The organism is Tenacibaculum aiptasiae (assembly GCF_965221665.1).
Lineage (GTDB): Bacteria > Bacteroidota > Bacteroidia > Flavobacteriales > Flavobacteriaceae > Polaribacter > Polaribacter aiptasiae.
The window spans coordinates 727,625-743,145 of sequence record NZ_CBDCSN010000002.1; the positions used below are offsets into that span (position 1 = coordinate 727,625).

Here is a 15,521-nt window from a genome sequence, read left to right on the forward strand (position 1 = left end):
TTATAAATTAAAACTTGATTAGCGTTTAAAGAGACATGAAAGAAATAATTCATATAAAATCTATTACTGAAATTAATAAAACCTTTGGTTCACCAGCTCCGAAACACCCATTAATTGCCATTATGTGGGCTAAAGATTTCCCAGATTTTAGTCAATTTTATGGTATTAAATATAATTCTGATCTATTTACAGTATCTCTAAAAGATGGTATTGAAGGTGTAATGGGATATGGACGTAACAATTATGACTTTCAAGAAGGAACAATGGTTTTCTCTAAACCTAATCAAGTAGTTTCAATAGAAGAAAAAAAAGTAGCCAAGGATGCTAAAGGATGGACCCTAATATTCCACCCAGACTTAATTAGGAAATCTGAATTAGGTAAAACGATAAATCAATATTCATTTTTTGATTACGAAGTACACGAAGCACTACACTTATCTGAAGAGGAAAAAGATATATTAACCGACTTAGTACAAAAAATTGAATTAGAAATTAATCAGAATATCGATAAGCATAGTCAGAAGTTAATTATATCTACCCTTGAACTTATTTTAGATTATTGTAATCGTTATTACGACCGTCAATTTTATGTTCGTACCAATCTTCATCAAGATCATGTAACAGAACTCGCAATATTACTTCGTGAATATTTTTCATCAGACAAACCTTCAAAACTGGGACTTCCATCGGTAAAGTATTGTGGCGAACAATTAAACATGTCTCCAAACTATTTAAGTGATTTATTAAAAAAAGAAACAGGGAAAAGTGCTAAAGATCATATTTATGCTTTTGTAGTAAACAAAGCAAAAAATAAACTATTAGGCACAACAGATTCTGTTAGTGAAATTGCTTACGATTTAGGTTTTGAATACCCACAACATTTCAGCAAACTTTTTAAAAAACAAACAGGAACAAGCCCCGCAAAATACAGATCTCAAAATTAAAAATCATGAAAAGAGTAATTATTACGGGATCTACCGGTATGGTAGGAAAAGGCGTATTATTAGAATGTTTAGATGATGTCAATATTGAAAAAGTATTGGTTATTAATCGTTCTACTTTAAATATCCAACACTCAAAGTTAGAAGAAGTTTTACTAAAAGACTTTTCACAACTAACATCTATCAAAGATAAATTGATAGGCTATGATGCTTGTTTCTTTTGTATGGGGATTTCTTCCGTAGGAATGAACGAAGAAAAATACACACAAATTACATTCAATATTGTCAAGGTTTTTGCTGATGTTTTGCATAAAATAAATCCAAATATGGTTTTCAATTACGTTTCTGGTGCTGGAACAGATAGCTCAGAAAATGGAAGTAGTATGTGGGCTCGTGTAAAAGGGAAAACTGAAAATTATATTTTTAACAAAGGATTTAAAGATGCTTATGCATTTCGCCCTGGAGCCATCATTCCAGAAAAAGGAATCAAATCGAGAACCAACTGGTATAGTATTATTTATATACTTCTAACTCCTTTTTTTGGTTTAATGAAAAAATCAAAAAACATTACAACTACTACAAAAATCGGTTTAGCGATGATAAACTCTTTACATCATACACAAACCTTAAAACATTTAGAAAATAAAGACATAAATGTCTTAGCTGAAAAGCTTTCTTAACTCATGAAAAAACTTTTAAAAAAAATGACAATCGCAGTTATTTCAATAATTGCAATTTTTATAATTGCATACCTACTATTTGTTAATTTTAATCCAGTATTTGGAGGAAATGTTTCAAAAGAATTGCAAGCAGAATATGTAAAATCTAAAAACTATAAAAACGGTAAATTTCATAATATTGGAGGGATAGAGCAAAAAATGACATTTGACAAAACCATAGGTATTTTAAAACAAATGTTGTTTGAAAAATTTCCGAATGCTAAACCTAAAAAAGAACTTCCAATATTAAAAGCTGATTCTACTAATATTGCTAATTATAAAGAAGCAACTAGACTTCTTTGGTTTGGACATTCAGCATTTTTATTACAAACCAATAATAAAAACATTCTAATAGATCCAATGCTCACAGAAATGCCTTCTCCTATTTCAAGAGATGCACAGCGAAGATTTAATAAAGAAATTCCAATTGAAATTGAACAGCTTCCCAAAATAGACGTTATTCTAATTTCACACGATCATTACGATCATTTAGATTATGAATCTATTAAACGTTTAAAAAATAAAGTAGCACATTATATCGTTCCTTTAGGAGTTAGTACACATTTAAAAGCTTGGGGAATACCTGATAATAAAATTACTGAACTAGATTGGTGGCAAGAAATTGATTATAAAAACATAAAATTTGTTTGTACTCCTTCCCAACATTTTTCGGGAAGAAGATTCGAAAATAACGGAAGTACATTATGGAGTTCTTGGGTTATTAAAACTGAAACAGATAATTTATTTTTCAGTGGAGATAGCGGTTACAATTCGCATTTTAAAGAAATTGGAAACAAATATGGTCCTTTTGACTTAGCCTTAATGGAATGTGGACAATACAATAAAATGTGGCCTGAAATACATATGATGCCAGAAGAAACTGTACAGGCAGGAATAGATGTACAAGCAAAAAAAATGATGCCTATTCACTGGGGAGCTTTTCGTTTAGCTATGCACGATTGGAACGATCCTGTTATAAGGGTTTCAAAAAAAGCAGCGGAGCTCAACTTACCTTTAGTTGTTCCTAAAATAGGTGAACCAATCATAATTGAAGATAAAATTAAAGCGTATTCAACATGGTGGAATAACGAATAAAAATACTTTTTGTAAATTGATGGCTTATGACATACGAATTCAAAGAAATTATTCAACAAACTATACGAAACCAACAAAACAACATTCATAATGTTTTGGCTACTGTAGTTGATTTAGATGGATCTTCCTATAGAAAACCTGGTGTTAGGATGTTACTTTCTTCCGATGGAAACATGATAGGTGCAGTAAGTGGTGGTTGTGTAGAAAAGGAAGTACAAAGAAGAGCACAAACAGTTTTTGAAACTGGAGTATCTAAAATAATAACTTACGATGGTCGCTATCGATTAGGTTGTGAAGGTATTTTATATATACTACTAGAGCCTTTCAAAATTTCTTCAGAATTTATAAATGTATTTACCAACAGTTTAGAAAATAGAGAATCATTTAATATTCAATCTTTTTATAAAAAAGAAGATGAAGCATATGGTAATTTTAGTTCTATAATTAAATTTCAAAACAATAAAAATTTTTCTTTTTTTGAAGGAAATGAACCTGCAAACTTTAAAGATTTACAAGTATTCTCTCAAACCTTATCTCCCTTATTTCGTTTATTAATTATTGGAGGAGAACACGATGCTGTAAAACTATGCAAACAAGCTGTACAACTAAGCTGGGAAGTTGATGTAGTTACATCAATTAAAGACCCAAAACAATTATCTGATTTTCCAGGAGCAAAATCGGTAATAGCACAAACTCCAGAAGTTATCGATTTGAAAAACATTAACCAAGATACAGCTGTGGTTATTATGAATCATAATTTCACATACGACCTACGTTGGTTAATTAAACTACAAGAACAAAACCCTGTTTATATAGGAATTTTAGGAGCAGCCAAACGACGAGAAAAACTATTCAATGAGCTGTTTGAATTTTCTCCTGAAGTATCCGACAATTTCCTTGAAAAAATCCATACCCCAGCCGGATTAAACATTGGCGCAGAAACACCCGAAGAAATAGCCTTGTCTATTTTAGCAGAAATACTATCAGTAATTCGTAAAAAAGAGGTGTTCTCATTAAAAAAAGTAACAGGTCGAATTCATAGTTAACTATATGCAAAAAACCGCAATTATCTTATTAGCAGCAGGAAGTTCATCAAGAATGGGAACTATAAAACAAGCACTCCCATATAAAAAAACAACTCTTTTAGGTTGGTCTCTTAAAACCGCAACACAATCAAATGCTAATAGTGTTTTTTGTGTTTTGGGAGCTAATAAAAAAACTTTAGAGAAAATAGTACAGAAAAACGAAGTTCCTATTATTACAAATCCGAATTATAAAAAAGGGCTAAGCTCAAGTATAATTGCAGGCATACTTCAAGTTGAAGAAAACTATGACAATGTATTGATTATGTTGGTAGATCAACCAAATATTACAAGCGAATATCTTAATGAGTTAATCAAAATATCCTCTGAAAATCCAGAAAAAATTATAGCTTCAAACTATAATGAAAAAGCAGGAGTTCCTGTAGTTTTTCCAAAAGCATATTTTAATGATTTAAAAACATTAAAAGGAGACAATGGTGCAAAGATTTTTTTAAAAGAAAATCTTTCTGCAATTATTAAAATGCCTCCAACTAATTTGATTGATATTGATACACTTAAAGATTATAAAAACTTAATCGATTCTTAGCATTTAAAACAAGCTACTAAAACCGTTTATTTTATAGCCACTTTGTAGCTCTAATGGTAAAAAAGAGGTAAATTTACACTACTAAACACCGAACCATGAATTCAGTAAAATCATTTCTATATTTTATAACAATTATGTTGCTGATTGGTTGTGCTTCTTACAATGCAAAGTATGCTGATAAGACAGCTCCAAAAACAGTAACTACCAATAAAAAAATAGCACATTCCTTTTATTTGATTGGAGATGCAGGTAATGCAGAAATGGGAAAAACAATCCCGTCATTAACCTACTTTCAAGAAGCCTTAAACAAATCAGATAAAAATTCGACAGCTTTATTTTTGGGTGATAATGTATATCCTTATGGAGTACCTAAAAAAAGTAGTAAAGAAAGAGCCTTAGCTGAACATAGAATACAAACACAAATTGATGCTGTAAAAGACTTCAAAGGGAAACCAATTTTTATCCCTGGGAATCACGATTGGTACAACGGATTAAAAGGATTAAAGCGTCAAGAAAAAATAGTAGAAAAAGCCTTAGGTAAAAATTCTTTTTTACCAGAAGATGGTTGTGGCTTAAAAAAGGTTGAAATAAACGACGATATAACATTAATTATTATTGATAGCCGTTGGTTTATTGCCGATTGGGACAAACACCCTACTATTAACGAAGACTGTGATATTAAAACACGTGAACGTTTTATTGATGAAGTTTGGGGGTTATTTAAAAAGAACCGTTACAAAAATGTTGTGGTAGCAATGCATCACCCAATGTTTAGTAATGGACCTCATGGAGGAAGTTATTCTTTTAAAGACCATATGAAACCATTTCCTATTTTAGGAACATTAAAAAACGGATTACGTACTCATGTAGGAATTCAAACCGATATTTTTAATAAAAACTACACTGATTTTGTAAAACAACTACAAACTATTGCTGGTGATTTTAGACAAAATATTGTTTTTGTATCTGGTCATGAACACAATTTACAATATATTGAAGACAACCCAGTAGACGAAAACATTCTTAATTACGGGAAATTCAAACAAATAATTAGCGGTTCAGGTTCAAAAGAGTCAGCTGCCTTAGCAAACTATGGAGCTCAATTTACTTATGGAAATCATGGATATGCTATTTTAAATTATTATACAGATGGTTCTGCTATTGTTGAATTTTATTCGGCAAATGAAAAAGATGGAAACAAATTATTATTTAGCAAGGAAATTATAAAACCTAAAAAAACACAAGAGTATAATAGCTTCCCAGAATATGACGCTCACAAAGAATTCGTAGAAACATCTATTTATGATAAAGAAAGTACAGAAGTAAGTGGCTTCCATAAATTTATGTGGGGAGATTTACATAGAGAAAAATATGGCAAAAAGGTAAAAGTTCCTGTTTTAGAACTTGACAAAGTTTACGGTGGTTTAAAACCAATTCGAAGAGGTGGAGGAAACCAAACCAACTCACTACGATTAGAAAATCCAGATGGTAAACAATATGTTTTACGATCTATTGTAAAAGATGGAAGTCGTATTATGGGTGGTATTTTAAAAGGTACATTTTTAGTAGATGTAGTTCAGGATATCTTTACCATGTCGCATCCTTATGCAGCATTTGTTATTCCAGATATGGCTAAATCGGTAAATATTTACCATACCAATCCTAAGTTATATTACATGCCTAAACAACCAATTTTAGGGCAATACAATGATATTTTTGGAGGAAGTTTATACTTACTAGAAGAACGTCCTGCTGGAGATAGGAGCGAATTAGACAACTTTGGAAACTCAAAGAAAATAGTAAACACCTTTGATGTTTTAGAGAAAATAAGAAAGAATGGTAAACACTCAGTAGATCAAGATTGGGCTATACGTTCTCGTTTGTTTGACATGATTATTGGTGACTGGGATAGGCACGAAGACCAATGGCGCTGGGCTTCTTTTAAAACTGATGATGGAAAAACTTTTTATCGCCCTATTCCAAGAGATAGAGATCAACCTTTTTCTAAATTTGATGGAGTTATGATTCCACTTTTTCAACAGTTTGCTCCTTTAGTAAAAAACATGCAAACTTTTGAAGATGATATTAAAGACATGAAATGGTACAACAATTACCCTCGATTCTTTGATGCTGAATTTTTAAATAAATTAACTCTAGACGATTGGTATAAACAAGCCGATTACATTCAAAAGAACTTAACCGATGAAGTAATTGAAAATGCTATTAAACAATTACCTAAATCTATTTATGATATTGATGGTGAAGAAACCATAGCTAAAATAAAAGCACGTAGAAACAAGTTAAAAGATATAGCTAAACGTTATTACGAAAAACAAGCAAAAATTGTTTATGTAGTTGGAACTGATAAAAAAGATAAATTTATTATCAAACGTTTAAATGATGATGAAACCAATGTAACTGTATTTAGAAAAGATAACGAAATTTACAATCGTACATTTAAAACAAAAGAAACTAAAGAAGTACAATTATATGGTTTAAATGGTGATGATGAATTTTTAATTTCAGGAGATGTAAATGATGGTATTTTACTACGAATCATTGGAGGACAAGATCATGATGTTTATACAGATGATTCTAAAGTTTCTGGATGGAGCAAGAAAACAAAAATCTACGATTACAAATCGAAGAAAAACACGGTAAATCCAAGTTCTGAAACTGCCGATTTACGTTCTGATAATTATTTCAAAAACACGTACAATCACCGTGATATTAACAATAACACAACCGTAGTTTTCCCTAATATAGGAAGTAACCCTGATGATGGTTTCTTTTTCGGAGCTACGCTTACATATACCAAACAAGGATTTAAAAAACGCCCATTTGGAAGTCAACATATAGTTTCTGCAAATTATTACTCATCAACAAGTGGTTATGATGTAGAATACAATGGAGAGTTTACTGAATTTATTGGAAACTGGAGTTTACATTTAAAAGCAAAAGTTACTAGCGACAATTATTCTATCAACTTCTTTGGATGGGGGAATGACTCTTCATTCTTAATGCCTACTGGAGACATGGATGAGGATTTAGATTTTTATAGAGTAAAAAGAAGCGAATTAAGCTTTACTCCTTCATTATTAAGAAGGCTTAGAGGTGGTAGTATTGTAAAACTATCAGCTTCTGTTGAAGGTTATGAAATTCAAAACACTCCAAATAGAAATATTACCAATTTTAATCAATCACCAATTAATATTTTCGATACAAATTATTTCTTAGGTGGTGAATTAAGCTTTACCCACAATCGAGTAGATAATGCTAGTTTTCCTACGAAAGGAATGAATTTTGAAGCATCTATTGGAGCTAAAACAAAGTCGGATGATTTTGATAGACGTTTTGGATACATTAAAAGTTCATTAGCTTTTTATCAAAACTTAGTACAAAACCGTTCTTTAGTTTTTGCTTCAGAAATTGGAACTCACATCAATATTGGAAATAGATTTGAATTTTACCAAGGAGCAACTTTAGGTGGAGATAAAAGCTTAAGAGGTTTTAATCGTCAACGTTTTACTGGTACAGAAAGCTTTTACCATTCAAATGATTTACGTTTACGTTTTGGACGCTTAAACACTGGTATTATACCAATGAAAATAGGAATCACTGGAGGATTTGATTATGGACGTGTTTGGTCTCCATACTCTCCAAACTCTACTACTTGGCATACAAGTTATGGTGGATCTGTTTGGTTAAGTGGTATCGATTTATTCACCATGAATATCTCATATTTCCAAGGAAACTCTAACGAAGACAGATTTGCCTTCGGAATTGGATTCTCTTTTTAATTCGTAATTATTAACTTAAAATATAAAGACTTTACATTGCATTCGTAAAGTCTTTTTTCTTCTTATGATAACACAACAAACTATATTAATTTCTGGAGCTATTTTCGGAATGTTAGCTGTAATTCTTGGTGCTTTTGGAGCACATGCTTTAAAAAAGATATTATCAGACGATCAATTAAAATCGTTTGAAACTGGAGTAAAATATCAAATGTATCATGCAATTGTATTGCTTTTTGTAGGTACAAACTTTTCTACTCCAAATCAATTAATGGGTTGGTCTTTTATTTTAGGAATCATCCTTTTTTCTTTTAGCATTTACGGTTTGGTATTGTCTGATGCAAAAGGTAAAAAAATGAAGTTTTTAGGGCCAATTACTCCTTTAGGCGGCTTATTATTAATTGTTGGTTGGGCAATGATGTTATTGAGCTTTATTTAAGCTAAACTCATACAACATTCCTCCTTCTAAATGGTCTCTCTCATCAGCAATAAAGAGGGTATTGTTATCTTTAAAAGCAACACTCTCTTTTTGAGAAACATGTCCTAAAGGAAATTCTTTTACATCTCCTGACATAAAATTATCACCTGTAAAATTTGTAAATACATAAACCGATTGGTGATTTAACAAAACAATCTTTTTCCCATCTGGTGATATTGCTGCGGAAGTAATCCAACAATGAAAATCGCTACAAGCTTCAAAAGATGAAACATATTTTGCTGTGTAACGTCCTTTTACTGCTGGAATTTTATATAAACTAGTTTCTCCGTAGTTTCCTTTTACTCTGCTTTTAGTAAAAATGTATAACGAACCATCTTTATACAACAAGCTTTCAGCATCAAAAAAACGTTTCTTCTTTTTAGGTGGAAACTTTTCCTGATTAGGATATGAGAACTTTATTTTTTCAACATCAACCTCATCATTATTTAATAAATCTTCATTCTTAATTTTCAAGATTTTTAAATTCTTTCTCTTGTTACCATTATTACCAAAATCAGCAATATACAAGTTCCCTTCATCATCAGAAGTAAGATCTTCCCAATCGTGGTTTTTAGCGTTTACAACTATTTCTCTTATAATATTTCCTTTGGTATCAACACCGTAAATAACAGGAGCATTCCCACTATCATTAAGCATCCATAATAAATCTGAATTCTTAATTTTTTGAACTCCAGAAACTTCTTCTAAAATATCGGGTAAACTGGCTAATACTTTTAACTGTCCAAAATTTTGACAACTAGCAATTAACAAAAATGATAGTAGAATTAGGCTTTTTTTTATCATTATAAAATGAGTTGAATTAACAATTTCTAAATTGTATGAGTTAGAAAAACACAACAATCTAATTACTTAAAGTAAGCAACTACATTTTCTATTTTTTATTATAATTGATTCTTGATTTTTTGCAATTCAGCTTTAACCGCTTCTAATCGACTAATAATTTCGTGGTTATTAACAACCTCTTTAGGATTTTTCTTTAGTTTTTGCCTCGCACCATCTAAAGTAAAACCTCTTTCTTTGACTAAATTGTATATTAATTTGAAGTTTTCAACATCTTCTTTGGTAAATAACCTATTCCCTTTTGCATTCTTTTTAGGTTTAATTACTTCAAATTCATTATCCCAAAAACGTATTAAAGAAACATTTACTCCAAAAGCTTTGGCTACTTCTCCAATCTTATAATATCTTTTATCAGGTAAATCAATATACATTATTCATAGCCAATTAATGATTAATCGTAAGATTGTCCTTTTTGTTGAGATGCTTTTTGCATTGCTACGAACTCTTCAGGAGTTAAATCGCCATAGTAATAATAAATAGGATTTACAGCTCTCCCATTTTTGTGTACTTCATAATGTAAGTGAGGAGCAGCAGAACGCCCAGTATTTCCAACATAACCGATTAAATCGCCACGTTTTACTTTCTGTCCTTTCTTAGCTACAATCTTACTCATGTGTGCATAAATAGTTTCGTAACCATATCCATGATCTATATAAACTACTTTTCCAAAAGTAGAACTACGATGTGCTTTTTTAATCTTACCATTTCCAGAAGCAAAAATTGGAGTACCAGTTGGTGCAGTAAAATCCATACCGTTGTGCATTCTCCAAGATTTTAATATTGGGTGCAAACGCATTCCATAACCAGAAGCCATTCTTTTTAAATCCTCATTTTTCACAGGTTGAATAGCTGGTATCGAAGCCAACATTTTTTCTTTTTCTTTTGCTAAAGAAACAATTTCATCTAAGGATTTAGATTGTACCACCATTTGCTTTGCTAATACATCTAAATCTTTAGTCACATTTTTTACCATTTCAGAATTATCAAATCCTTCTAAATGTTTATATCTATTTACTCCACCAAACCCTGCTTTACGCTGTTCTTCTGGAATAGGACTTGCTTCAAAATAAGTTCTATAAATATTATTATCGCGTTCTTGTAACTCTCTTAAAACATTAGAACTCTCTTCCATTTTCTTTGAAAGTAACTCATAATGTAATTTTAAATTATCTAACTCCCTCTTTTGAGCTCTTTCTTTAGGCGACATTAAGAATTGGCTAAACCCAATAAAACCGAAAAATGCAATTAATAAAGCACTTATAATTCCTAAAAAAGATTTCTTATAAGTTTCGCTTTTTTTAGCTTCTATTTTTCGATATGATAAAGTCTCTGGGTCGTAATAATATTTTACTTTCGCCATAATGCTAAATGTACTATTTTTGTGCTCTTTAAACGAGCAACTTGTTTTAAGGGGTTATGTTTAGAAACTCACAAATTTACAAAATGTTTTAAAACTTCTTTTCTAAAGCGGTTTTTTAATGATAATTTAACAGAATTAAGATACTAGAGTTGTATGAAATCTCAGGATATTAGAGCTAAATTTTTAGAATTTTTTAAATCAAAACAACACGACATCGTTCCTTCGGCACCTATGGTGTTAAAGAACGATCCTACTTTAATGTTTACCAACTCTGGTATGGCGCCTTTTAAAGAGTTTTTCTTAGGGAATGCCACTCCAAAAAATAATCGAATCTCAGATTCTCAAAAATGTTTACGTGTTTCTGGTAAGCACAACGACTTGGAAGAGGTTGGTTATGACACTTATCACCACACCATGTTTGAAATGTTAGGAAACTGGAGTTTTGGTGATTACTTTAAAAAAGAAGCAATTGCTTGGGCTTGGGAATTATTAACCGAAGTTTATAAAATAGATAAAGACATTTTATATGTAACTGTTTTTGAAGGTGACGAAAAAGACGGTACTAAAATGGATCAAGAAGCATACGATTTATGGAAACAATACATTTCTGAAGATCGTATCTTAATGGGAAATAAAAAAGATAATTTCTGGGAAATGGGTGATCAAGGTCCTTGTGGTCCATGTTCAGAAATTCATGTTGATATTCGTTCGGCTGAAGAAAAAGCTAAAATTGATGGTAAAACATTAGTTAACGAAGACCATCCTCAAGTTGTTGAAATATGGAACTTAGTTTTCATGCAATTCAACCGTAAAGCTAATGGTTCATTAGAAGATTTACCTGCAAAGCATATTGATACAGGTATGGGATTTGAGCGTTTATGTATGGTTTTACAAAATGTTCAATCTAATTATGATACAGATGTATTTACACCGTTAATTAGAGAAGTTGAAACAATTACTGGAATTTCTTACGGTAAAGATGAAAAAATAGACATTGCAATTCGTGTAATTTCAGATCACGTTCGTGCCGTAGCCTTTGCTATTGCCGATGGTCAATTACCTAGCAATAATGGTGCTGGTTATGTAATTAGAAGAATTTTACGTAGAGCTATTCGTTATGGATTTACTTTCTTAAACAAAAAAGAACCATTTATATACAAGTTAGCGGAAACTTTATCTCACCAAATGGGAGATGCTTTTCCTGAAATTAGAAAACAATATTCATTAGTTCATAATGTAATTAAAGAAGAGGAAGCTTCTTTTTTAAGAACTTTAGATCAAGGTTTATTATTACTAGATAGAGTAATTGAAACAACTGAAGGTAAAACGGTTTCTGGTAAAAAAGCTTTTGAGTTATATGATACTTATGGTTTCCCGTTAGACTTAACACAGCTTATTGCTCGTGAGAAAGGATACGAGATTAATGAAGAGGAATTCAATGCAGGAATGAAAGCTCAGAAAGATCGTTCTCGTGCTGCATCAGCAAGTGAAACTGGTGATTGGATTGTATTAATTGAAGATGAAGTTGAAGAATTTGTTGGTTACGATACACTTAGTGTTGATGTAAAACTAACTCGTTATAGAAAAGTTACTACCAAAAAAGATGGAGATCAATACCAATTGGTATTCAACATGACTCCGTTCTACCCAGAAGGTGGTGGACAAGTTGGTGATAAAGGTTATATTGAGTTTTCTAATGGTGATGTTATTTATGTAGTAGATACTAAAAAAGAAAACAACGTAATTATTCACTTTACTAAAAACCTTCCTAAAAACTTAAATGAAACGTTTAAGGCTGTTGTAAATGATGAATTTAGACGTTTATCTGCAAGTAATCATACTGCTACGCATTTATTACATCAAGCATTACGTTCTATTTTAGGAACACATGTAGAGCAAAAAGGATCGTTAGTTAGCCCAGATTATTTACGTTTTGACTTTTCTCACTTCTCAAAAGTAGACAAAGATCAACTACAAGAAATTGAAGAATTTGTAAATGCTCGTATTCGTGAAAACTTACCTTTAATAGAAAGAAGAAGTATTCCTATGCAACAAGCTATTGATGAAGGTGCAATAGCATTGTTCGGTGAAAAGTATGGAGATAGTGTTCGTGCTATTAAGTTTGGACAATCAATGGAATTATGTGGAGGTACTCACGTACAACAAACAGGTGACATTTGGTATTTCAAAATAAAATCAGAAGGAGCTGTTGCTGCTGGTATTAGACGTATTGAAGCAATTACTAATGTAGCTGTTGGAGAATACTTTGAAGATGTTGAACGTAATTTTACTGCTGTAAAACAGTTATTAAAAAACCCTAAAGATGTTGCTAAGTCTGTAAACAACTTACAAACTGAAAATACTGCCTTAAAAAAACAAATAGAACAGCTTTTAAAGGACAAAGCTAAAAACATGAAAGGCGACATTAAAAATCAATTAGAGGAAGTTAATGGTGTTCAGTTCTTAGCTACTAAAGTAGATTTAGATCAAAATAGTATTAAAAACCTAATGTTTGAATTAGGTGGCGAACACAAAAACCTATTCTTATTATTTGCTACTTCAGCTACTCCAGAAAAAGCAATGTTAACTTGTTATATTTCTAAAGAGTTAGCAAATGAGCGTGGTTATGATGCTGGTAAAGTAGTTCGTGAATTAGGAAAATATATCCACGGTGGTGGTGGTGGACAAAATTTCTTTGCTACTGCTGGTGGTAAAAACCCAGGAGGCTTACCTAAAGTATTAGATAAAGCTAAAGAATATGTAGTGTAATTACTAGTTTATAAAATCATTAAAAAAGGTTCAAAGTTTGTATTTCTTTGAACCTTTTTTATTTAAAAGAATCAAAATATTATTTTCAAAAAGTAAAGCCTCATAAAACTCTTGCTAAGGCTTCTTTATAAGTGCTAATTGCTCTTTCTCTTGCAAATTTGTGTGCTACCATTGGTTGTGGATAGGTAAGCTCTTCAAAATCTTTTACCCATTTTTTCACATACACTAAGTTTTTATCAAACTTTTTTAATTGTTCTGATGGATTAAAAACTCTAAAATAAGGAGCTGCATCACATCCAGTTCCTGCTGCCCATTGCCAATTCCCATTATTTGCAGACAAATCATAATCTAATAGTTTTTCTGCAAAATATGCTTCTCCCCAACGCCAATCGATAAGTAAATGCTTACATAAAAAACCAGCAGTTATCATGCGTACTCTATTGTGCATATACCCTGTTTCATTCAGTTCTCGCATTCCTGCATCTACCATTGGATATCCTGTTTCTCCTTTACACCATTTTTCAAAATCCTCTTTGTTATTTCTCCATGGAACTGCATCATACTTTTGCTTAAAATTATGAGTAACTACTTTTGGGAAATGATAGAGAATTTGCATAAAAAACTCACGCCAAATCAATTCATTTAAAAAGGTACTATTTAACTGAAGTGCTTTTTTCACCATTTTTCTTACGCTTACTGTTCCAAAACGCAAGTGTGGCGAAGCATAAGAAGTCGTGTTTTTTGAAGGAAAATCTCTAGTTTCATCATAAGTGGCTATTTGGGTTAAGCTATAAGGCTTTACCTTTATAGTACTCTCTTTAAACCCAATAGTTTCTATAGCAGGAAACGCTTTTGAAATCTCTAAAAAATTAGAAAACTCAAGTTTATATTCTTGTGTATGTTCTTCTTCCTTAAAAGCCTTTAACCATTTATTTTTATAAGGCGTGTACACGGTATAAGGAGTTCCGTCTTCTTTAACAACCTCATCTTTTTCAAAAATTACTTGATCTTTAAACGAATTAAACTCTATTCCTTTCTCTTTTAAAAAGGACTGTACTTGAGCATCTCGATGTATTGCATAAGGTTCGTAATCTTTATTTGTAAAAACCTTTGCTACCTCATATTCTTCAATTAATTTTTGCCAAACATCTATTGGTTTTCCTTTTAAAACCAACAATGATGATTGATGCAGTTTTAATGTTTCATCTATATTTTTTAACTCTTGATGAATAAAGTTTACACGAGCATCATCCTTAGGTAACTTATCAAGAATATCTTCATCAAAAATAAAAATAGGTAGTACTTTATAACCTGAACTAAGCGCTATACTTAACGCCTTATTATCATTCAATCGTAAATCTCTACGAAACCAAAAAACAACTATCTTATTTTCCATTAAACAACTTTTCTAAAGTACTGTATCTGTGTTCGAAAATATTTTTAAGTTGTCTTTTTATAAAAACACTTTGCGCTATGTGTCCTAAAAATCCAAATGGAATTTTATACGAAATTTTGTCTTTCATTAATGTTTTTCCTTCTGACAATTCTTCAAACCAATGCTCGTGATGCCACATTTTATAAGGACCAAAACGCTGTTCGTCTATAAAAAACTGTTCGTCTTTAACTTGTGTTATTTCAGTAACCCAACTAGACTTTAGGCCTGGTAAAATTCCTACTTTATAAGTTATAATTTGCCCTGCATACGCTTTTTTATCTACTTCAGATGTTATTTGAAACCCCATATGTGATGGTGTTATCTTTTCTAAATTTTGAGGAGCACTAAAAAAACTCCATGCTTTTTCAAGAGAAACATCTAAAACCTGTACTGTAGTTAAAGTATATATTCCTGAGTGTTTTTTGAATTGAACCACT

General features: G+C 31.2%; 13 protein-coding genes. 8 read left to right on the forward strand and 5 right to left on the reverse strand.

Translation table 11 applies throughout. The features are described from left to right. Positions 1-35 precede the first annotated feature (35 nt). The 7 genes from ACOQN8_RS03615 to ACOQN8_RS03645 all read left to right on the forward strand — a co-directional run bounded on the left by ACOQN8_RS03615 (position 36) and on the right by ACOQN8_RS03645 (position 8,620). The gene (locus ACOQN8_RS03615; RefSeq protein WP_420551642.1) at positions 36-944 is read left to right on the forward strand and encodes a helix-turn-helix domain-containing protein; all 909 of its coding nucleotides are present in this window, start codon (positions 36-38) and stop codon (positions 942-944) included. A gap of 5 nt (positions 945-949) precedes the next feature. Continuing rightward, entirely contained in the window at positions 950-1,621 is a 672-nt protein-coding gene (locus tag ACOQN8_RS03620; RefSeq protein WP_420551643.1) for an NAD-dependent epimerase/dehydratase family protein, read from the forward strand. A gap of 3 nt (positions 1,622-1,624) precedes the next feature. Beyond that, on the forward strand, positions 1,625-2,755 hold the full coding sequence (locus tag ACOQN8_RS03625; RefSeq protein ID WP_420551644.1) for an MBL fold metallo-hydrolase: 1,131 nt from the start codon (positions 1,625-1,627) through the stop codon (positions 2,753-2,755). Between the two features lie 26 nt (positions 2,756-2,781). Continuing rightward, positions 2,782-3,801: an XdhC family protein gene (locus ACOQN8_RS03630; RefSeq protein WP_420551645.1), complete on the forward strand. Its 1,020-nt coding sequence runs from the start codon at positions 2,782-2,784 to the stop codon at positions 3,799-3,801. 4 nt (positions 3,802-3,805) lie between these two features. Then, complete coding sequence (locus ACOQN8_RS03635) at positions 3,806-4,384, forward strand: nucleotidyltransferase family protein (RefSeq protein ID WP_420551646.1); 579 nt, start codon at positions 3,806-3,808, stop codon at positions 4,382-4,384. A 95-nt stretch (positions 4,385-4,479) separates the two neighbouring features. After that, complete coding sequence (locus ACOQN8_RS03640) at positions 4,480-8,184, forward strand: ShlB/FhaC/HecB family hemolysin secretion/activation protein (RefSeq protein ID WP_420551647.1); 3,705 nt, start codon at positions 4,480-4,482, stop codon at positions 8,182-8,184. Between the two features lie 64 nt (positions 8,185-8,248). Then, the gene (locus ACOQN8_RS03645) at positions 8,249-8,620 is read left to right on the forward strand and encodes a DUF423 domain-containing protein (RefSeq protein ID WP_420551648.1); all 372 of its coding nucleotides are present in this window, start codon (positions 8,249-8,251) and stop codon (positions 8,618-8,620) included. On the opposite strand, the gene ACOQN8_RS03650 is transcribed toward ACOQN8_RS03645, so the two are convergent. From ACOQN8_RS03650 to ACOQN8_RS03660, 3 genes are all read right to left on the reverse strand, one after another. After that, positions 8,603-9,463 (reverse strand): hypothetical protein, encoded by an 861-nt coding sequence (locus ACOQN8_RS03650; RefSeq protein WP_420551649.1) that lies wholly within the window; start codon positions 9,461-9,463, stop codon positions 8,603-8,605. The genes ACOQN8_RS03645 and ACOQN8_RS03650 overlap by 18 nt on opposite strands. Positions 9,464-9,561: 98 nt before the next feature. Further along, positions 9,562-9,891 carry a MerR family transcriptional regulator gene (locus ACOQN8_RS03655; RefSeq protein WP_150899935.1) on the reverse strand — a complete coding sequence of 110 codons (330 nt, stop codon included), beginning with the start codon at positions 9,889-9,891 and terminating at the stop codon, positions 9,562-9,564. Positions 9,892-9,911: 20 nt separating this feature from the next. Further along, positions 9,912-10,880 (reverse strand): M23 family metallopeptidase, encoded by a 969-nt coding sequence (locus tag ACOQN8_RS03660; RefSeq protein WP_150899934.1) that lies wholly within the window; start codon positions 10,878-10,880, stop codon positions 9,912-9,914. Between the two features lie 153 nt (positions 10,881-11,033). Here ACOQN8_RS03660 and alaS point away from each other — a divergent pair, with 153 nt between their 5' ends. Then, positions 11,034-13,649 carry an alanine--tRNA ligase gene (alaS, locus tag ACOQN8_RS03665; RefSeq protein ID WP_299118310.1) on the forward strand — a complete coding sequence of 872 codons (2,616 nt, stop codon included), beginning with the start codon at positions 11,034-11,036 and terminating at the stop codon, positions 13,647-13,649. Positions 13,650-13,749: 100 nt separating this feature from the next. Here alaS and ACOQN8_RS03670 read toward each other — a convergent pair whose 3' ends face one another. After that, complete coding sequence (locus ACOQN8_RS03670; RefSeq protein ID WP_420551650.1) at positions 13,750-15,045, reverse strand: cryptochrome/photolyase family protein; 1,296 nt, start codon at positions 15,043-15,045, stop codon at positions 13,750-13,752. Beyond that, positions 15,035-15,520 (reverse strand): SRPBCC family protein, encoded by a 486-nt coding sequence (locus tag ACOQN8_RS03675; RefSeq protein ID WP_420551651.1) that lies wholly within the window; start codon positions 15,518-15,520, stop codon positions 15,035-15,037. The genes ACOQN8_RS03670 and ACOQN8_RS03675 overlap by 11 nt, the downstream gene beginning before the upstream one ends. Position 15,521: the final 1 nt, after the last annotated feature.